This window comes from Paenibacillus sp. lzh-N1, from assembly GCF_002872435.1.
GTDB lineage: Bacteria > Bacillota > Bacilli > Paenibacillales > Paenibacillaceae > Paenibacillus > Paenibacillus polymyxa_C.
In genome coordinates, this window is record NZ_CP025696.1 from 5,119,035 (window position 1) to 5,139,489 (window position 20,455).

Sequence of the window (20,455 nt, forward strand, 5' to 3'; positions counted from 1 at the left end):
TTTAACAAAACAGAGGCAGGAACAGTGCTTGAGCATTGTTCCTGCCTCTTTTACATAACAAAACTCAGCGTGGTCTGTCTGCCGTCGATTTCCGCTTCATGAGCCTGGTTTCCATAAATATAAGCTCGCCCTCATTGGACGGTGACTGAATTCGTTCCAGAATGCAAGCGGCTCCGCGCTCGCTAATCTGCTCAATCGGTCTTTTGACCGTCGTTAATGGTGGAGTCGTATACATCGAGAAACCAATATCGTCAAAACCAATGACAGAGATATCCTCTGGTACTTTCAAGCCGTGTTCAAATACCGCATTCATCGCACCAATAGCCATATCATCGTTAGAGCAAAACACCGCTGTCGGTGGTTCTTTCAAGGCAAGCAGCTGCTTCATTGCCAGACTTCCGCTTTCAGTATCATAGTGACCCTGCACGATATATTCGTGTCGGATTGGCTTACCACGATCAATTAATGCATTCATGAAACCCTCGCGGCGTTGCTGGGTCGACTTAAAGCCTTCTACCCCCTCGATGATCGCAATGCGTTCATGCCCGCTTTCAATGAGAAAGGAAACAGCTTCATAGGAGCCTTCCTTATCATTAGAAATCACATTTACAATCCCGGCTCCGGACACCTGCCGGTTCAGTACAACTAACGGGATGCCTTGACCTAGCACATGATAAATAAAAGGGTTGTCCGCTTCACTCTGGCTCATCAGAATGATGCCATCAAAACGCTTGCGATGAATAGCAGAAAAATCAGCGTAATCGTCAATTCCTCGCACAAACAGATTGTAATCCACCCCGATGACATTATTAACTCCACGGATGGTATCCGCAAAAAAGCTGGAGCTGGTGCCTTCAGAAATACTGGTGAAAAACAGGCCGATCGTATGCGAGCGCTGGAGAACCAGGCTTTTAGCATTGTAATTTGGAATGTAATTGAGTTGCTCTGCCAACTCCATAATTTTGCGTTTCGTATCTTCTTTAATCAGCGGGCTGTTATTGAGCGCCCGGGAGACGGTTGTATGGGAAACATTAGCCAGTTTGGCAATGTCTTTAATAGTAGCTGCCATATACGTATCCTTTCCTTAGTGAGGCTCTAAAAAGATTATATACCCACCATACCACAGGAGCCGCCCGGAAAAGAAGACTTTCACAAATTATACGCGGTTGTCCGCATGTCGACGCTGTAATTCTTGAACCATTTCTGCATGTCTGCTGTCCGTCAGCTTGTACATTTTACCGATTACCAGCATGGCCAAAGCCAAGGCAACAGCCGGATAAAGACAAAGCAAGGCTTTGATTCCAAGCAGCGTTCCAGAGGATTGAACCACATTCGGTACATACCCGACAAGCGCCAGTCCAATACCCGATAGAAAGCCAGACAAGGATTGAGCCAATTTACGTGAAAAGTTAAATAAGGAGTAGGTAATCCCTTCCTTGCGCTCTCCGGATGACCATTCGCCGTAATCAATAATATCGGACACAAATGCCCAGGTAACCCCGTTGGGAATACTAATACCAATGAACGAAATACTCGCCAGAATTGTGAAAATATATACGTTGGAAGGCATCAAAAAATTAATGGAATCGGCTATGACGCTAACCAGCATTCCCAAGATGGCTGTTTTTCGTTTACCAAAGCGCCGCACCAGTTTGGGCAGGAACAATACACCCAGCAGTGACGAACCGATAATAATAAAATTCATATACGCCATTAATTCTACATGCCCCAAATTATATTCGGCAAAATAGATCAACAGTGCGGACTTGATATTGTAAGCGGAAATGGTGAAAATCGTCATTAAAACGAGTACCAGCAAGGGTTTATTATTCGTAAAGGTATGCACAATTACGCCTAAAGATAGCTTCTCTTTTGGCCCGGACTGGCTAATGATACGTTCTTTCGTTCCACGGTAACATATGATGAAAGCGATCACACCAATGAATGACATAATCCCCATGACCACCGGATAGCCGACATGATGGTTAGGAAACAATAAAATTAGCGGCATGACCACGACACTGGTTACGAACAATGCGCCTAGTGATCCCGCCTGACGGAAAGATGACAACGAAGCACGTTGCTGAGTATCCTGCGTAATGGCAGCACCCAGCGAGCCGTATGGAATATTAACAATAGAGTAGCCGATCCCCCAGATCATATAGGACGCGTAGGCGTAAATGAGTTTGCCTGTGGGTGAAATATTCGGCGAAATAAAGGTAAGAATCGTAAGTATTGCAAGGATAACGCTTCCAACGATAAGAAAAGGTCTAAATTTTCCACGTGTACCGATATGTTTGCGATAATCAACAAAGGACCCGACAATAGGATCACAGACGGCGGCAAACAGCTTGCTGACCAAGAAAATGCCTGCGGCGGCTCCAGCAGAGACCCCTGCTACATCCGTAAAAAATTTCAGCAAATACAGCTGCCCCAAATCAAACATGAATCCGTTTCCAAAGTCACCCATACCATACGAAATCTTTTCTTTCAGGCTAATATGCTCACCTGTCTTGTTGTCAGTTTGGACGCTCTCCTGCACGATAGGCACTCCCATACCTACACACTCCTCTATACTTGTAATTATTTTCACATATTCATTGATATCTACTTTGTTTTTCAATGGCTCTTGCCGGGAGTTTGGTACAAGCTCCTAGCAAGAGCTCCTTTTCTCTGAAGTTAGTGAGTTCTCACTTTAGAGAGTAGCATCACTTACTATGAACAACCGTTGGGAAGTTAAAATATTGCTCGGCGTTATTGTAGCAAATATTTTGTACCATGGCTCCGAGCAGTTCCAGATCCTCAGGGGCCTTGCCTTCCTGAACCCACGTTCCGATTAAATCGCAAAGGATACGGCGGAAATATTCATGACGTGTGTAGGATAGAAAGCTGCGGGAATCCGTCAGCATGCCAATAAAGCGGGACAGCACTCCGTAATTAGCCAGCAGCTTCATCTGCTCCTGCATGCCTTCGATATGGTCGTTAAACCACCATGCGGTACCAAACTGGATTTTCCCTACTGTACCGCCGGATTGGAAACTGCCTGCGAGACTTGCCAATACTGGATAGTCAACCGAATTAAGCGAATACAAAATGGTTCTCGGCAATCCTCCTGCCAGTTCCTGTGCGTCCAGCAATGCTGCCAGTGGACGAGCGAGGGAGCCATCATTTACAGCATCATAGCCTGTATCCGGTCCCAATCGACGGAACATCGCAGTGTTGTTGTTACGCAGCGCATGAATATGGTACTGCATCGCCCAGCCGTGTTCTGCATACTGTTTGCCAAGGAAGACCAGAACGTACGACTTATATTTCGCCTCTTCCAAAGGAGTCACATGGCCTTCCTCCAGCGCCTTGCTAAATATGGCTGCTGCTTCCTCCGGTGTTGTTTCTTCAAAAACTACAGTATCCAGCGCATGATCAGATACCCGACCTCCGGCAGCATGAAAATGGCGCACCCGGCTTGCCAGCGCATTCAAAAATCCTTCAAACCCGGAAACATCCAATCCGCTGACTTCACCCAATCGAGCCACCCATGGCTGGAAGGTTTCACGATTAATTTCCAAAGCTTTGTCGGGGCGGAAACTTGGCAACACAGCTACTGGGAAATCGGTCAGCTTGCTAATTTGTTTGTGGTATTCGAGATGGTCGGTCGGATCATCCGTGGTGCACACCACAGTTACCTTTGAGTTCACAATCAAATCACGTGCCCCATAGCCCGGTCCTTGCAGCTTTTGGTTTACCTTTTCCCAGATCACAGGTGCGTTCTGTTCATTCAGCAACTCATAGACACCAAAAAAGCGTTGAAGCTCCAAATGCGTCCAATGGTACAGCGGGTTACCGATCAATGTAGGAACAGTTTTGGCCCAAGCCAGAAACTTGTCATAATCTTCACCATCACCCGTGATCAATCGCTCCTCGACCCCATTGGCCCGCATAAGTCTCCACTTGTAATGATCACCGTACAACCAAGCTTCCGTAATATTCTTGAATTTTTTATTTTCATAAATTTCTTGTGGACTTAAATGACAATGATAGTCAATAATCGGCATATCCTTGGCATACTGATGATACAAGGTTTCAGCCGTTGGATTGCTCAACAAAAAGTTTTCGTCTAAAAACGTTTTGGTCATTACTTTCTCATCCCTTCTATAATCATGTTTCTTAGCTATTTGTTAACGTTAACAAAAATGCCCGAGACACTACTTTCCTTTTAACAATTACATTGTCCATAGCAGTAAAAAATCCATATGATTTGTACAGGGCAATACAGCTATAATAAGATACCTGTACATCATGTCATACTGGTTTACTTCACCTTAAATTTAATGTTTACGTTAACAACAATTACATTGTAACCGCTATCCTTTGTAGAGGAAAGTGATTTTTATCATGTGAGCGGATAAAAATGATCTCCCCCCCCTTTGGGGAGATCTGTTCTTAACCCTTCTCGATAACCGAAACCACAAGAAAATTCCACAAATTTTAATTTCCACGATAAATCAAACTTTGAAAACGTTTTATATGATTTTCTTCTTTTTTCTGAAAATTTCTTTCTTGAAAATACCAGTTATTGTATTATAATTGCAATATACATCCATTGATTTACATTGAAAGTATTTCATTAATTTATTTCACAGACGAAGAAGAAGAGGTGGTAGCATTGAGTACAAAAGTGCAAGCTGTTGAAACTAAAACTATATCCGATACAAAAGGAGCCGACCTTGTTGTCGATTGCTTGATCAAGCAAGGGGTTACCCATATTTTTGGCATTCCAGGTGCCAAAATTGATTCTGTTTTTGATGTTCTTCAAGATCGGGGGCCCGAATTGATCGTATGTCGTCATGAACAAAATGCCGCCTTTATGGCAGCGGCGGTCGGTCGATTAACCGGTAAACCGGGCGTATGCATTGTTACCTCAGGTCCAGGCGCGTCTAACTTGGCGACAGGACTTGTCACCGCGAATGCAGAAAGTGATCCTGTCGTCGCCATTGCGGGTGCAGTCCCAAGATCCGAACGCTTGAAACGAACACATCAATCTATGGATAATGCCGGACTATTCGAACCCATCACCAAGTACAGTGTTGAAGTAGAACACCCCGATAATGTACCCGAAGCAATTGCTAATGCATTTCGGATTGCGACCTCAGCCCAGCCTGGAGCCACATTTGTCAGCCTGCCGCAGGACGTGTTGACTTCGTCATCCGAAGTAACAGCTATTGAGAAGGTTTCTCTTCCCCAACTCGGAACCGCACCCGCCGGACTTATCAAACAAGTCGCAGGCCAAATCAGAAAAGCCAAGCTGCCCGTACTTCTTCTAGGTATGAAAGCCAGCACGCCTGAAGCCACCGCCGCTATCCGTGCTCTCATTCGAGATACAGATCTGCCTGTTGTCGAAACCTTCCAGGCCGCCGGGGCCATCTCCCGTGAACTGGAAGACCACTATTTTGGAAGAGTGGGGCTGTTCCAAAATCAACCGGGTGATATGCTTCTTGGAGCCGCAGATCTGGTACTGACGATTGGCTATGATCCTATCGAATACGATCCAAAAAACTGGAACGTTCCAGCAAACCGAACACTCATTCATCTGGATGACCGTCAAGCAGATATTGATCATGATTATCAACCGGACTACGAGTTAATCGGGAATATAGGCCTGATTGTAAGTGGCCTTGCAGAAGAATTGCCTACCTTAAAGCTACCTAAATCCTCCTGCGACCAACTGGATCGTCTGCGCCATGATCTGAACGAGCAAGCAGCTGTTCCAGCACACAAGCACGATTTTCTGATTCATCCATTGCAATTTATTCGCACACTGCGCAGCCTGATTGATGATAGCGTCACAGTCACCTGTGATGTCGGTTCACACTACATTTGGATGGCACGTTATTTCCGTTCGTATGAACCGCGGCGTCTGCTATTCAGCAACGGAATGCAGACATTGGGCGTAGCACTGCCTTGGGGGATTGCTGCTACACTCGTCAACCCTGGTCAAAAAGTCGTTTCTATTTCTGGAGACGGAGGTTTCCTTTTTTCATCCATGGAGCTGGAAACCGCTGTACGCCTTAACTCTCCGCTTGTGCATATCGTATGGAGAGATGGTACCTATGACATGGTTGCCTTTCAACAGCAGATTAAATACGGCAGAACGTCTGGCGTAAAATTTGGAGATGTCGATGTTGTCAAATATGCAGAAAGTTTTGGGGCTACCGGATTACGCGTGCACTCTCCTGAAGAACTAGAAAGCGTATTGCAGCAGGCACTTCTTACGGATGGTCCTGTGGTCGTTGATATCCCGATTGACTATCAGGATAATGTCCAATTGGGACGCAAGCTGCTGCCAAACCAATTAAACTAGTCTTGACTACGGATCACTCGTGGCGGCTTTGTGACAATTAGGAAGTTTGAGGTTTTTTTAATGATTTTTTTGAGTTATTTATGTTATTTACTGAAATTTTACGTTTATTATTGAAAAAGAACAAAAATAAATGCATACAATTATAATAAGGAAGTGTATTGCCATGACCGTTGCAGAACTGGAAACCAAGCAAGAAACTGATCATGATATTTACCAAACGTCCACCATGCTTGCTTTATTAGATGGTCTTTATGACGGAGTTGTTGCCTTTGAGGAGTTGCAAAAGCACGGGGATTTCGGACTCGGTACCTTTGATCAACTGAATGGCGAGATGATCGCGTTCGATGGTGAATTTTATCACTTGCTTCCAGACGGTACGGCCCATCGCGTAAAACCGGAAGAAACCACTCCGTTTTCTACCGTCACCTTTTTCCGCGAAGATTTCACATATACTGTTGATCATCCCATGCATCGTGAAGAACTGGAAGCTCTGCTGCTAAAACTGTTTCCAAGCCGTAATCTGTTCTATGCATTCCGTATGGATGGCACTTTTCGTGAAGTAAAGACACGTACCGTGCCTCATCAAGTGAAGCCTTACAAACCTTTTATCGAAGCAACCAAGTCGCAGCCTACCTTTACTTTTAATGACGCTTCCGGCGTGATCACAGGCTTTTGGACCCCTGCTTATGCCCAAGGGATTGGAGTAGCCGGATTTCATCTCCATTTTATTAATGATGAACGCACTGGAGGCGGGCATGTTTTTGATTTTGTTGTCGACAAGTGCACAATTCGCATTTGCCAAAAATCCAATCTACATCTTGTGCTACCCGATACACCGGATTACTTGACCGCCAACCTGTCCAGAGAAAACCTGGAGAAAGAAATCGCTGTTACTGAGGGTGCGCAATAATCGCAGCATAGCTCATCCAGATACGGTCCTATAGCTAGACAATAAATAGCAAACGATCACAGTCAGATAAAGAGGCTTCATGCTCTCTGACTGTGATCTTTTTATGTAGGAAACGCATATACACAATGCACTTATGCCCTCGCTCCGGCCTACTTATTCCTCGATCTGGTCCAACTTATCAGCATAATATTGAATTGCACGGGAGTACTCCTGTATGGATATGTCAGCGGTCGTTTCAGCTAACTCCATGAGCAGCCCCTCCATGGCCTTCCCGTATTCTCCCAGATTATATAACACCATAGCGTAAAATACCCGAAACGGTCTGTAGTCCGAAAATTCGTTTATCCCGGTTTCCAGCCACGCTTTGGCTTTGTGGTATTCTCCCAGTACACGATATGTACTGCTTAATCCCAGGATGGCTCCTCTCCTGGATTCTGCGGATAGTGCCATACCTAGACTTTTTTCATAAAAGGGAACCGCCTCCCTCTCCAAGCCCAATGAGTCATGCGTTCAGGCTGTCTGATACCATAAGCTCCGCATCTTTAGGCTCCTGCTCCAGCGCCTCTAATAGAAGCTTACGCGCTTACTTGGCCTGTCCTGTATGTCTTAGCTGGCTGGCTTTTTCAATCATATGATCCATGCTAATTCCCCACTTTTTATTCTTTACTATTTCCTTAAAATACATGTTACCCGACATATGAATGCGATGTAAATGGAGGTGTGCCAAATATATGAAGCGCACAAAAAGACTCTCCGCTTAGGAGAGTCGCTATAATCCGTTGTTACGACTTATTTAACCTTCAACGATTCTGTACTCAATATTCCCGCTACGCGTTGCGTGTCGAAAATACGGGAAAGCTCCTCCACTGCTGTCAAGTACAGCAGTCCGTTGCCCTCCAGCTTAGGAGAATTGCCGAGTGGAATCGTGCGTTTGATGAGTTGGGCGTATAATTCCGGTTCGGTGAGTTCACGCTCAAAGCTTGCATTTGCCAGCTGTTTAATCAACGCCAATGCACCTGCTACGTGCGGAGTAGCCATCGAAGTTCCGCTAAAGGTCGCATATTTTCCGCCCGGAACGGTGGACAAAATATCTTCTCCTGGTGCAACCAAATCCACCTCATTATTAGAATTACTGAATTCTGAGGCATGTCTGTCAAAGTTGATAGCACCTACGCTGATTACTTCATTGTAGCAGCCGGGGTAGCCGAGCTCGTCCGTTCTATCGTCACCGTCTCCTTCATTTCCAGCTGCACAAATGACCAGGATTTGGCTGGCTACAGCCTTTTTTACTGCTTCATGAAGTTCAGGCACATCCTCAGGGCCGCCAAGCGACATCGAGATGATGTCTGCCTTTTGCTCAATCGCATAATAGATACCTTGGATAATCCAGTCATATTGACCGGAACCCTGCTTGTTTAGCACTTTGATGATGAGCAAATCCGCCTCCGGGGCGACACCTACGACACCATCCTCATTTTCCGCTGCCGCAATGGTTCCTGCCACATGTGTACCGTGACCGTTGTAATCCTTGAAAATTTCCGGATCACCTTCATCATCATCCGTGAAATTGCGGCCACCAATAATGCGCGCCTTCAGATCCGGATGGTCCGAATCACAGCCCGTGTCCAGCACCGCTACCTTTACTCCTCGGCCTCGAGTCTGGTTCCATACCGCAGGAGCCTGGATCAGCTCCACCCCTCGCGGTATTTCATTCACTTGTTGCTCCTGCTTGATCACTTGGTAAGGAATGATATGCACTTTACGTTCCATCTTATTCCCTCCTTCATGGATTCAATCGGAAACCATCCGTCTTTGAAACTTTGAAAACCTCTACTGTGTTCGAGGTTACTATATTCTAGCAATTTTTGAAAAGTTTGAACATCCCAATTTTCTTATTTTTGCAAAAAAATACAGACACCAACCAATTCAATCGGAAAATGTCTGCTCTAGTATCTCTATGACCTTTATGCTGATTCCGCTTGTAACTCAGCCTTAGATAACAGCGATTTGTGTTGCCATTTCCGGCCTTTCCAGCGTAAATAGTGAAAAATACCTCGTACCCATTCATCGCATGCATGTGCAATCCACACACCCAGCACACCATATCCCATATGAATGCCTAGCACATATGCTAACGGGATTTTAATCCCCCACATTGAAATGATGGCCATCATTAACGGGAACTGAACATCTCCTGCTGCTCGCAAGGAGTTAATGACCACGTGGTTAAACACACGGCCCGGCTCCAGCAATATACAGAACAACAAAATCGCTGCCCCTAATTGAATGATCGCTGGCTCATTCGTAAAGATTGCCATCACTTCATATCGGAAAAAGGATACAGCCACGATCACAGCAATCGTAATGACTAGTGACCATTTTAGGCTACGTAAAAGTTGATGATATGCTTTTTCCTTGTCTCCAGCTCCAATCAGGCGAGCCACAATAATTTCGGTTCCCTCGCCGACGGCCATTCCAAATACCATAAAAAAATACACAATCGTATTCGTATAGAAATGAGTTGCAATCGCTGTTGTACCCATAAAGCTGACAAATCGGGTCACCATCATTTGACTAAGCTGATAAGAAAGCCATTCCAGCCCGGCAGGAATACCAATTTTGAGGATCGCCACCAGCTTGCTCCATTGAAGCTGTACATAATATTGGATACGAATCGGCGCACTTACACGTTTGTACAGCAGGATAAAAATCCACACACATGCTACGACGCGGCTAATAACCGTTGAAATCGCTGCTCCCGCCACTCCCATTTGCGGCAGACCAAACCAGCCGTATATGAGCAATGCATTCCCCACAACATGCAATATGTTCATGCCGATACCTACGATCATCGTATCTTTGGTAAAACCATGCGAGCGAATGACCGGTCCTGCGGTTAGCATAAGGGCTTCCAGAAACAGCGAACCCCCTGCCAGCATCATATAGATTTCTGCATTTTCCTTGATTGTCGGAGTAATATGGTAGAAGGATAATAAAAAATCCCGGCTTACGATAAACATCAAACTTAGCGCCAGGCCAAATACCAGATTAAAGGTTAGTGCCGATGCGGTAACACGGCTTGCGTCCACATGCTTTTGCGCACCCAATAACTGAGCAATGATCACACCTACTCCAAGACCAAGTAGATTGAAGAGTATAATCGTAAATTCAATCAACTGTCTGGATACACCGACAGCCGATACAACCTCATCTGAAACATGGCTCAGCATGAATGTATCCACGCTACCCATCAAAATATGAAACAGCATTTCTATGAAGATCGGCCAAGTAATTGCGAAAACCGTCATCGTTTTGACGGCCTGCGCTTGCTTGGAGCCACTTTCCTGCGACAATGACATACTTCTGTATTCCTCCGCTCCCGTATGTAAAATCAAAATTTGCTCATCATTTTTTGATAACGCTTACTCATTCATAAAAAGTCATATGTTTTTTAGCATTTTTATAATATTCCAAGCGATCCTGCAATTGTCCTGTGTGGAATTCGAACTTATGTCCATCTGGATCTGTAAAATAGACTGATCTTTTATCCTGTTCATTCCGCTCCCGTCCAGGCAAAATGGTGACATTAAGTGTTCTCAGCTTGTTAAGCATACTTTCAAAATCCGCTTCCGCTACCGAAAATGCAATATGCGTGTAGGAATGATGAATTTCATTTCTCGGAATATCCTCTTCCACATTGAGAGCCAACCACATTCCTAGACAATCCAGATAAGCCAGCTTACGTCCTTTAACGAGTAGTTTTCCATCTAGTACATTCTGATAGAATTGTATAGACTTCTCCAAATTAGACACTGAAAAGCAAATGTGATTCCATCCTTGTATATTCATGCTTTCTATTCCTTTCAGCGAACCCTGTTCAGCCAGTAGTTCCACGCTTCTGTATATTGGCCTAAATCTCCCGGATGATGGCGAATGCAGGTAGCTATCCGAAAGTATAATCCCTGTAACACTTCCCTGTTCAGCTCATATTCCCCTGTCATCTCTGGCCTAAGCGTCTCTACCGCTGGCAAAATGGTATCGATGGTCAGCCTATCCGGTGAAGAACAAAAGGCGTATATCAAATCATACAGAGGCTCTCCCACTACTGGATCAGGATCAATAATACCTGTCAATGTACCATTTTCGACAAACACAAAATTATGTACTCCGAAATCGCCATGAAGCAAATATTTAAGATTCCGTTGCGGCGATCCGGCCACAAGAGTATGGACGAACCGATGATTCTCTGGGGGTAAAACGTCTTGTATAATCTTTTCGGATTCTTTTGTTCTGTGAAGCAGAAAATCTCTCCATTCCACAAACGGATGATCCGAATAACCATACTCGCGTTCTTCTCCAAGGGATTTGTAGTGTGCAATGACTTCTGTCGCCAGACTGAGCAGCAAATCACCCTTATTTCCTTCACTATATTGCCTAGTGAATCCTGGCTTGAACGCATATACCAAATAACGATGCAGGGAATCTACATAAATCACTCGAGATAGCTTCTCAATCTGTGCATAGGTAAGTAAAAATTCTGCCTCGGCTTTTACAATCGCGGGATCATTTTGCTTAATTACATATCGTGGTCTGGTACCGTCCATAACAACAACCACTTCACTCGAAGTTCCGCCAGTCAGCGGTTTGAGATTTTGCATATGGCTTTCAAGCACGCCTGCTTCATAAAGCTCAATCAGGATGAATTGAATGTCCATGTAAAACCTCCCTATGCATCTGATCCATAAATAATGCGGCTGGCGCTTCGGATTGCTGATCTAGCCCACCTGTTCGCCAGCCGTTCTTTCCCTAAAAATAGATTTTTTCATGCTCCGCATAGATTTCAAGCGCCCGCTCCATCTTATGGACATAGGTCTCATCCTGACTGGTGCATAGAAAAGTGACGTGTCCCTCCTGCGGTTGACCCACTTTTACCGGTGATGCCAGCAAATTACGCTCGGACAGCACCTGTTTCAAGCGTTTGACCGTTCCGTGGCTCCCATCAATGAGCTGAATATGAGAAGGCAGCAGTTCTCTCAAAATTTCCTTATAGAATGGATAATGTGTACATCCCAATACGACCGTACCATAAATATCTAGATTAAACGAAGACAGCTTATGGTTAAAATAATTGAACAATTCTGCTTGGTCAAAATTCAACTGTTCGCAATATTGTACTAGCTCCGGCAAAGGCAGTGAGTCCACACTTCCATGATCGTCAACTCTGGATACCAGTGCTGCATAACCAGATTGTTTTAAAGTCAACGGTGTCGCCAGCACCAGAACTCTTTTACCATTGGCACGGTTCATCTCGACCGCTGGTTTCACTGCTGGTTCCATTCCGATAATCGGAAATTTATATTCCTTCCTTAGCTCTGCTACCGCGATACTTGTAGCCGTATTGCAGGCAATCACCAATGCCTTAATATCCTCTTTTAGAATCGTTTGTACCGAAGCCTTGACATAACCAAGCACCTCTTGGGGTGTTTTCGTTCCGTAAGGAACATGAAGCGTATCCGCCATGTAAACAAAATTTTCGTTTGGCAAACGTCTTAGCGCCTCAGACAATACTGTAATTCCACCCAATCCCGAATCAAAAAAACCTATCTTCAAGCTACTCACCTTTTTTCGTTCAACTATGGTGTTATATCTTGCTGGCACCATGTTCATTTCCTTCTTCGCCTATCCAAGCATTCTCTTCATTAGACTTTACATTTAAATTTTACCGCAAAAATGATATTTTGCAAAAGAAACACGCAAATTTTACAGTGTAAAAAATAAAGTAGCTGTCCAAAGTAAATTTAATATAGAAGTGTTGACAGATATTATCTTTATATTGTAATATTACGTGGTAACTTACTAACTAAACTTACTTATTCAACTTACTTAGGGGGAAATAAAATCATGTCTAAAGTATTATTTGTCAAAGCTAATGATCGTACAGCTGAAGAATCCGCAACAGTTAAATTGTATAACGCATTCGTGGAAAGCTACAAGTCTTCTCACCCATCTGATGAAATCACTGAGCTGGACCTGTTCTCCGTCGAACTTCCTTATCTGAACGCTAACATGATCAACGGTACGTTCAAATCCGCAAGAGGCATGGAGCTGAGTGCAGAAGAAGCTCGCCTGGCAAACATCGCTAATGGTTACCTGGATCAATTCTTGGCAGCAGACAAAGTCGTATTTGCTTTCCCACTCTGGAATATGACTATTCCAGCTGTACTGCACACATACATTGACTACCTGAACCAAGCTGGTAAAACATTCAAATACACTGCTGAAGGTCCTGTAGGTCTTGTAACTGACACTAAAGTAGCCCTGTTGAATGCAAGAGGCGGCGTCTATTCCGAAGGGCCTGCTGCTGCTGCTGAAATGTCTTTGAACTTCATGAGTAACATCTTAACCTTCTTCGGCGTAAAAGACATCGTGAAGGTTGTACTGGAAGGACATAACCAAGCTCCTGACCAAGCACAAGAGATCGTTGCTTCTGCCGTACAACGTGCAGTAGACGCAGCAAAATCGTTCTAATTATATATATGAAGAGAAGAGGATATCCGCACCCTTTATGGGATGGATATCCTCTTTTTTTGTTACAAAATATAAAAAACACGTACTTCCCTGATCTGTGATCAAGTAAGAAGTACGTGTCTGTATAAGCTTATTGTTTAAGGAATGAACTGCTGCACGATTTTTACAACCTTACCGTCACGAAGCGTAACATGGTATGGAAATTGGCTGAGGTCCAGAACATCCTTTTTGGCAAAATCCTTCTCAAATTGTGCCAAAGGAATGGATTCGTTCCATTGCACGTCTGTATCTTCTATATTCCCTGTGTGATCATAAATCTGCACCTCTACCGAAGCATCTGGTGCAACCTGATACACGTCATTTTGCACGGAATTGTTTACGATGTAGTAGCCATCCGGCGCTCCGTCCAATCCTGTATTTCCTTCATGCTCCACAAATGCTTTGTCTGCTGCTGCTCCTTCGTACCATTCAATCGGATCTGCTGACAAATAAATTTGTCCATCGCGAATGTCCATTTGGTTTATATATACGGTCTCCTGATTTTCAGCATCTGCAACAGGTGTGTAGCCTTGTGCTGTTGCCCCTGCCGTCGTAATCAGCATCATCATCAAAGTCAATACGGTCCATTTCGAAGCTAATTTCATCATGTCTGATCTCTCCTTGCCGTTTGGGTATGTACACGGTGTCTGTAAGCTTCATTACCCTTGTGTACCTATCATAAACTTTGAACGGTTAAAAAGTGTATCAGATACATAAAAAATAAGTTACGATTTTTTAAGACTTGGTCTTAAAACTTGATGACATGTCCTATTTACCTTTGTTATTTTAGTAATCCCACCTGACGTGCCTGTTCCTCAGTGAGAATAAACTCTTCATTTTGCCATACCTCATCCTCTTTGGTTACAGCAAACATCCCCATAATCTCTGTCCAGATTCCTTTGTCGGCGGCTTCCTTTTGTGTAATGATTATTTTCATTTGAATCCCTCTCTCTTTTTAGAACACGTGCAATGTTTGTAGCCCACTGCGCAAATAGATGGTTTCTCCGATCGCTGCTCCAAACCCATCTGTCCGCTTCGTACTCAGCTTATCCTTGTCATCCTCATTTTTCATAAGTTTGTCTCAAAACAACAACCATCTAGCAAACTAGTACCGATGCTCAGGCTAAAATGTAAATTTTCATATTAAATATCCAACTTCTATATGGAGTCACAGTGCCTGTCCTAAATTTACAAATGGGATAACTGTTCTGCTTATAACATATGTACCCTTTTCTTACCGAAATTATTCGTATCTTATTTGTGATCTTAAAACTTCAGAATAATTTTGTAGGCAATGACCTTTCTTAGAAGTGACTAAGCGCTAAAATAAAAACGGCTGCAGGTTATCCTACGAGCCGTTTCTACTAATAAATTTTTATGCCTGGTTAATTCACCGAAATCATCAACATATGCATATTCATTTTTTCTGTATAAACAAATGGTTGCCAACAGAAATAAAGCAGCGGAGAGGACGGAATTGTTATGAAGAAGCGGAGTATTCGCCTTTGTCCCCGGATTTCTCCCCTTGAACATACAACCAAGAAATCCGGGGGCAACAGCGATCGGAAGAATAATCCGTTCTCGTAGCGAACACAAGCCGCATACCGTCACTTTAGCAATCCGCATGATATAGAAGTTGCCCTATTTTTACACGGAAAAGTAAAAAGGCTGCACGCATACTGGTTTGGACACAGTTACTTGTTGTCCAGTGTAGGTCAAGCGACCGCTTGCTTTGTCCACTTTGAAGGTAACAATATTGTTGGTGTCGCGGTTAGCCACGAGCATATAGTCACCATTAGGTGTCAAAGCAAAATGACGCGGATGCTCGCCTTCGGCAGATACATGCTCAACCAAGCTCAACTTGCCAGTGGCTCCATCTACAGCGTACACCACGATGCTATCATGTCCACGGTTGGAACCGTACAGATAAGCGCCATCCTGTGAAATCGCAATTTCTGCAGTTGTGTTTTCGCCAGTAAAGTCAGACGGCAATGTCGGTACGCTCTCAAGCTCAGTAAGCTTGCCAGCTTCTGCATCATATGCGAAAGAAGTAATGGAAGAATCCACTTCATTAATAACAAAAGCAAATTTACCGTTCGGGTGGAACGTCAAGTGACGTGGGCCTGCACCTGCATGGGTTTTCGTTTCACCGTGCAGCACCAGTTGCCCTTTGCTGTCATCAATGGTATAAATACGGATCAGATCCAGTCCAAGATCTTGTACGAACAGGAAGCGGCCGTCCGGGCTAAAGAAACTGGAATGTGGATGTGGACGATCCTGACGCTCAGGATGCGCTCCTTTGCCCTCGTGCTGTTTTACATCCAGCAATTCACCGATACGCCCATCCTCAGTCAGAGATACCAGTCCTACCATACCTCCGTGGTAGCTGACTACAATCAGGTAACGATCGGATGGATCACGTTGAATGTGGCATGTTGTGGAGCCTACGTTTTCCGCACGATTCAGCAAAGTAAATGTGCCTTTAACCGGGTCAATTTCAAAAGCAGAGGCTTCGCCTACCTTCGCTCCTGCAGCGGAAGTCGTCTCGCCAATGGAATACAGCTTCCGATTTTTAACGTCTACATTGAGGAATGTAGGATTTTTCAAGCCGGAGAACTCATCCTGTAGTGTCAGGGCTCCTGTCTGTTCATTAAAAGTATACGAATAAACTCCGTTACCTTCCAATTCGGCGTAAGAGCCTGCGAATACGAGCAATTTTTGTTGTGCTGTCATGGTTGTGTCCTCCTTGGATTAAAAAATGATGGGCAATTGGAATGATTGCTCCTATTACAGATACTGTTTTAAGAGTCGCGCTCCACCACAGGTTCTGTAGACAATGCTACATTGCCTGCTACAGCACGCGAGATCATGCATGAGGTTTCAGCCTGCTCTGCAAGGCGCAATGCTTGTTCGACTTGCGATTCTGTTGCATCGACGGACAATAGAACTCGTGGACGATGCACGATTCGGCGATATGTAAAAATGTTGTTCGTTACTTCGACAATCCCTTCGGATTCCAGTGCCAGTGATGCCACCGGGAGACTGGCACGCTCCATCATCGCCGCCAAAGTAATCAGATAGCAGGTAGCAGCTGCACCGAGTAGCATTTCATCCGGATTGGTGCCCACACCAGGGCCTCCCATCTCAGCCGGAATCGAAATCGCTGTCCGCAACTGTCCGGCCTCAATACGCCCATCGCTGTTGCGTCCCCCGTTCCAGTCTGCCTTGAGCAGAAAGGTATGCTCCATTTCAGGTCACTCCTCTCTCTTGTATTATGAATGTTTACACAGGTGAATGTAAAGGTTAGTCAATCTCCTGATTTTTAGTTTCGGTACCCAGCAACCATACAGCTGCTGCTCCGATCAGGATCGCTACGAAAAAAATCGCAAAGATAGATGGTAACGCTATGCCTTGTCCTACGAGTATACCTACCACAAAAGGCCCGATCACGCCGCCAATACGGCCAAATGCAGCTGCCATACCCACACCGGTAGAACGAGCAGACGTTGGGTACAGCTCCGGGGTATAAGCATACATGGCTCCCCATGCACCGAGATTAAAGAAAGACAGGCAGATACCAGCAGCCAACAACATCCCTGCCGTTTCCGATGTTCCAAACCAAATAGCGGACACTGCCGTGAGCAACAAGTAGATGATCAGTACAAATTTGCGACCCAGCTTTTCAATCAAATAGGCAGCGGTAAAATAACCTGGTAATTGTGCAAGTGTCATGATTAGGACATACTCAAAGCTTTTAACCAGCTCAAATCCCTTCATAAACATCATGCTTGGCAGCCACAGGAACATGCCATAATATGAAAATACAACTGTAAACCATAAAATCCACAGCATTAGCGTAGACTTGCGATGGGGTCCCGACCAAATCGAAGCCAATCGTGCACGCAGCGGAAGTTTGACGCTTTGCTGCTTATAACGCGGTGAATCATCAATAGCTCTGCGCAGATAAAGAGCGTACAGCGCAGGTACTGCGCCGAGAATAAATGCCATTTGCCAACCGTATTTCGGAATAACAAAATAAGCAATAAGAGCCGAAAGAATCCAGCCTGCCGCCCAAAAGCTTTCCAGCAGCACAACTGCTCTTCCTCGTTCTTTTACAGGCACTGATTCTGACACCAGCGTCGAAGCAACAGGCAATTCCCCGCCCAAGCCTGCACCAGCAATAAAACGCAGCACCAGCAGCATTCCGAGACCTGTCGCCAAAGCTGACAAGCCACTGGCTACGGAAAAAATCAGCAGGGTCCACACTAAAATAGCGCGTCTACCGTAACGATCTGCCAAAATCCCTGCCAAGGCGGCTCCAAACACCATTCCTATTGAATTCATCGCAGTCAGCAGACCAATCTGCTCAGATCCCAGATGCCACTCCTTAGCCAAAGCTGCCACTATAAATGAAAGCAGTCCCACATCCATAGCATCAAACAGCCAGCTAAGGCCTGCGCTAAATAGCAATTTTCTTTTTTTAGCTGGGGGTAATGAAGTTAATTCACTCATGATTCGCTCTCCCTTAAAAATGCATCGTATGTAGACGTATATTCAGGTGTCTTGTCACCTGTAGCCCAGCATCTATTGTACCGCAAGCTTCCTGAATCTGCGAGCTTTTTTATGCAAAAAAAACGGAAGATTGCCTACGGCAATTCTCCCGCCTTCTGGAACCTGTCAGTTACCGGTTTTGGACCAGACCGATGATCGTCACCATGAGCACCAGCAGCTGGATGAGTGTATCGTTACTCATTCCAATCGCCTCCATCCCATATGAGATACTCCTTCGGCCGTTTCCCCTCTCCCCGGATTATGACGCTTGTTCCCCAATACATACCTATGCAGGTGGCGGGAATCTTATGATCAATAATGGATACAAATCTTCATACATTTAAGGTTTAATCCAGGACCACTGCAAATCCATTTCCTGAATGCATTCACGGCTATCATGTTCATCATTGGCCACCAGCGGGGTCACCGGATAGATGCTCATATCACCTTGCTCATACGTGCGCAATAAGGGCAGCAGCTCATCAATGTTCTGGATCGACGGATCTAGCCATGAATCTATTTGCTCTGCTTCCAAAATAGCGGGCATCCGGCTGTCAAATTCACGTATATCCGTATTGGCCTGAACTGTCATCATCGTACAGGTGCGTAACGGCTCTTTTCTGCTATCCTGCCATATTTCATATAGCCCAGCGACCGCAAACATTTTCTGTTCCGGCAGTACCACTCGGACGGCACACATGCGTTTGCCTAATTTTCGCCAATAATAAAATCCATTGCAAGGAATAATACAACGGCGGGTTTCCGCCATCTTGCAATAACTAGGATTTACCCGAACGGTATTCAGGTCTGCATTGACACAATCCTTGCCCCAATAGGGAATAAATCCCCAGCGAAATTCATCAAGCACCCGTTCTCCATCCTGATGCAGCACAATTGGAACATGCTGGGTGGGACTCATGTTATAACGTGTTTTATAATAATACATCACACGTTGTATACCAAAATGATCCTTTACCTCATCCAAATCAGCCGATAACGAAAATCTTTTGCACATATGCAAGTCATCCTTCCGCCTTTTTTTACCTATTGTGCGGATATACAAGGAAAAATATGCATAAGCGAGGATTTTACAAAAACCTGATGATCAAAAATATATAGCAATATCCCCGCAGTCAGAAAGCTACGGGGATAAATTCTAACTTATAACGTTTTTACTTCTTTTCTACAGCGTGACCGCCAAATTCATTACGCAGCGCAGCAACTACTTTTCCGTTGAATGTATCGACATCCAGCGAACGGTAGCGCATCAGCAAGGACAAGGCAATGACCGGAGTTGCTGCCTGAAGGTCCAGCGCTTCCTCGACCGTCCATTTACCTTCACCGGAAGAGTGCATAACTCCGCGAATTTCGTCCAGGTTTGCATCTTTGGAAAATGCGCGTTCAGTCAAGCCCATCAGCCAAGAGCGGATAACGGAACCGTTGTTCCACACACGCGCTACTTGTTCATAATCAAAGTCAAAGTTGCTTTTCTCCAGCACTTCAAAACCTTCACCGATGGAAGCCATCATACCGTATTCCACACCGTTATGAACCATTTTCAGGAAATGTCCGCTACCAGATTTACCAGCATACAAATATCCATTTTCCACCGCTGTATCGCGGAAAATCGGCTCAACAACCGCCCAAGCTTCTGGATCGCCACCGATCATGTAACAAGCGCCATTGCGTGCACCTTCCATCCCGCCGGAAGTTCCTGCATCCATAAAGCTGATACCGTATTCTTTCAGACGAGCATGGCGAGCAATGGACTCTTTGTAATGAGAATTTCCGCCTTCAATAATGATGTCCCCTTTGGACAACATTGGTTGAAGCTGATCCAGCACAGAATCCACGATTTGGTGAGGAACCATGATCCACAGTACTCTAGGGGATTGAGTTGCTTGCACAAGCTCTTCCAAAGTAGAAGCACCTGCAGCTCCATACTCCTTCATTTCTTGGATTGCAGCTGCATTAACGTCGTAAGCTACAACTTCGTGCTTATGATCGATTAAGTTTTTACCAAGATTCAAACCCATTTTTCCCAAACCAATTAATCCTACTTGCATTAT

At 44.8% G+C, this 20,455-nt stretch carries 19 protein-coding genes; 3 read left to right on the forward strand and 16 right to left on the reverse strand.

The annotated features are described in order from the left end of the window. Positions 1 to 64: 64 nt before the first annotated feature. The 3 genes from C0638_RS22515 to uxaC all read right to left on the reverse strand — a co-directional run bounded on the left by C0638_RS22515 (position 65) and on the right by uxaC (position 4,133). The gene (locus C0638_RS22515; RefSeq protein ID WP_058710480.1) at positions 65 to 1,069 is read right to left on the reverse strand and encodes a LacI family DNA-binding transcriptional regulator; all 1,005 of its coding nucleotides are present in this window, start codon (positions 1,067 to 1,069) and stop codon (positions 65 to 67) included. 87 nt (positions 1,070 to 1,156) lie between these two features. Next, entirely contained in the window at positions 1,157 to 2,557 is a 1,401-nt protein-coding gene (locus C0638_RS22520; RefSeq protein ID WP_013370862.1) for a glycoside-pentoside-hexuronide (GPH):cation symporter, read from the reverse strand. A 151-nt stretch (positions 2,558 to 2,708) separates the two neighbouring features. Continuing rightward, complete coding sequence (uxaC, locus tag C0638_RS22525; protein WP_040101504.1) at positions 2,709 to 4,133, reverse strand: glucuronate isomerase; 1,425 nt, start codon at positions 4,131 to 4,133, stop codon at positions 2,709 to 2,711. Positions 4,134 to 4,654: 521 nt separating this feature from the next. Here uxaC and alsS point away from each other — a divergent pair. Beyond that, positions 4,655 to 6,358 (forward strand): acetolactate synthase AlsS, encoded by a 1,704-nt coding sequence (gene alsS / locus C0638_RS22530; protein WP_199771161.1) that lies wholly within the window; start codon positions 4,655 to 4,657, stop codon positions 6,356 to 6,358. A gap of 163 nt (positions 6,359 to 6,521) precedes the next feature. Continuing rightward, complete coding sequence (gene budA, locus C0638_RS22535; protein ID WP_013370859.1) at positions 6,522 to 7,268, forward strand: acetolactate decarboxylase; 747 nt, start codon at positions 6,522 to 6,524, stop codon at positions 7,266 to 7,268. Between the two features lie 153 nt (positions 7,269 to 7,421). On the opposite strand, the gene C0638_RS26245 is transcribed toward budA, so the two are convergent. The 6 genes from C0638_RS26245 to murI all read right to left on the reverse strand — a co-directional run bounded on the left by C0638_RS26245 (position 7,422) and on the right by murI (position 12,929). Then, positions 7,422 to 7,718, reverse strand: a complete 297-nt coding sequence (locus C0638_RS26245) for a tetratricopeptide repeat protein (protein WP_439097944.1) — start codon at positions 7,716 to 7,718, stop codon at positions 7,422 to 7,424. Positions 7,719 to 8,057: 339 nt separating this feature from the next. Continuing rightward, positions 8,058 to 9,038 (reverse strand): S8 family peptidase, encoded by a 981-nt coding sequence (locus C0638_RS22545; RefSeq protein ID WP_058710482.1) that lies wholly within the window; start codon positions 9,036 to 9,038, stop codon positions 8,058 to 8,060. 194 nt (positions 9,039 to 9,232) lie between these two features. After that, entirely contained in the window at positions 9,233 to 10,627 is a 1,395-nt protein-coding gene (locus C0638_RS22550; RefSeq protein ID WP_040101508.1) for an MATE family efflux transporter, read from the reverse strand. A 67-nt stretch (positions 10,628 to 10,694) separates the two neighbouring features. Further along, a complete protein-coding gene (gene fosB, locus C0638_RS22555; protein WP_025679014.1) occupies positions 10,695 to 11,117 on the reverse strand; it encodes a metallothiol transferase FosB in 423 nt (140 codons plus the stop codon). Between the two features lie 14 nt (positions 11,118 to 11,131). After that, a complete protein-coding gene (locus C0638_RS22560) occupies positions 11,132 to 11,983 on the reverse strand; it encodes an aminoglycoside phosphotransferase family protein (RefSeq protein WP_058710483.1) in 852 nt (283 codons plus the stop codon). Positions 11,984 to 12,074: 91 nt separating this feature from the next. Continuing rightward, positions 12,075 to 12,929: a glutamate racemase gene (gene murI, locus C0638_RS22565; RefSeq protein ID WP_058710484.1), complete on the reverse strand. Its 855-nt coding sequence runs from the start codon at positions 12,927 to 12,929 to the stop codon at positions 12,075 to 12,077. Between the two features lie 240 nt (positions 12,930 to 13,169). Between murI and C0638_RS22570 the strand changes: the two genes are divergently transcribed. Beyond that, complete coding sequence (locus tag C0638_RS22570) at positions 13,170 to 13,796, forward strand: FMN-dependent NADH-azoreductase (RefSeq protein WP_058710485.1); 627 nt, start codon at positions 13,170 to 13,172, stop codon at positions 13,794 to 13,796. A gap of 137 nt (positions 13,797 to 13,933) precedes the next feature. Here C0638_RS22570 and C0638_RS22575 read toward each other — a convergent pair whose 3' ends face one another. From C0638_RS22575 to gnd, 7 genes are all read right to left on the reverse strand, one after another. Then, positions 13,934 to 14,443, reverse strand: coding sequence for a hypothetical protein (locus C0638_RS22575; protein WP_040101511.1), 510 nt, complete (start codon positions 14,441 to 14,443; stop codon positions 13,934 to 13,936). A 173-nt stretch (positions 14,444 to 14,616) separates the two neighbouring features. Next, the gene (locus C0638_RS25465; RefSeq protein WP_013370850.1) at positions 14,617 to 14,772 is read right to left on the reverse strand and encodes a hypothetical protein; all 156 of its coding nucleotides are present in this window, start codon (positions 14,770 to 14,772) and stop codon (positions 14,617 to 14,619) included. 710 nt (positions 14,773 to 15,482) lie between these two features. After that, positions 15,483 to 16,568: a lactonase family protein gene (locus C0638_RS22580; protein WP_058710486.1), complete on the reverse strand. Its 1,086-nt coding sequence runs from the start codon at positions 16,566 to 16,568 to the stop codon at positions 15,483 to 15,485. Positions 16,569 to 16,636: 68 nt separating this feature from the next. Further along, entirely contained in the window at positions 16,637 to 17,083 is a 447-nt protein-coding gene (locus C0638_RS22585) for an OsmC family protein (protein WP_058710487.1), read from the reverse strand. Between the two features lie 55 nt (positions 17,084 to 17,138). Next, complete coding sequence (locus C0638_RS22590; protein ID WP_013370845.1) at positions 17,139 to 18,347, reverse strand: MFS transporter; 1,209 nt, start codon at positions 18,345 to 18,347, stop codon at positions 17,139 to 17,141. 379 nt (positions 18,348 to 18,726) lie between these two features. Further along, on the reverse strand, positions 18,727 to 19,401 hold the full coding sequence (locus C0638_RS22595) for an SOS response-associated peptidase (protein ID WP_058710488.1): 675 nt from the start codon (positions 19,399 to 19,401) through the stop codon (positions 18,727 to 18,729). 157 nt (positions 19,402 to 19,558) lie between these two features. Continuing rightward, positions 19,559 to 20,452, reverse strand: a complete 894-nt coding sequence (gene gnd, locus C0638_RS22600) for a phosphogluconate dehydrogenase (NAD(+)-dependent, decarboxylating) (protein WP_058710489.1) — start codon at positions 20,450 to 20,452, stop codon at positions 19,559 to 19,561. Positions 20,453 to 20,455 lie beyond the last annotated feature (3 nt).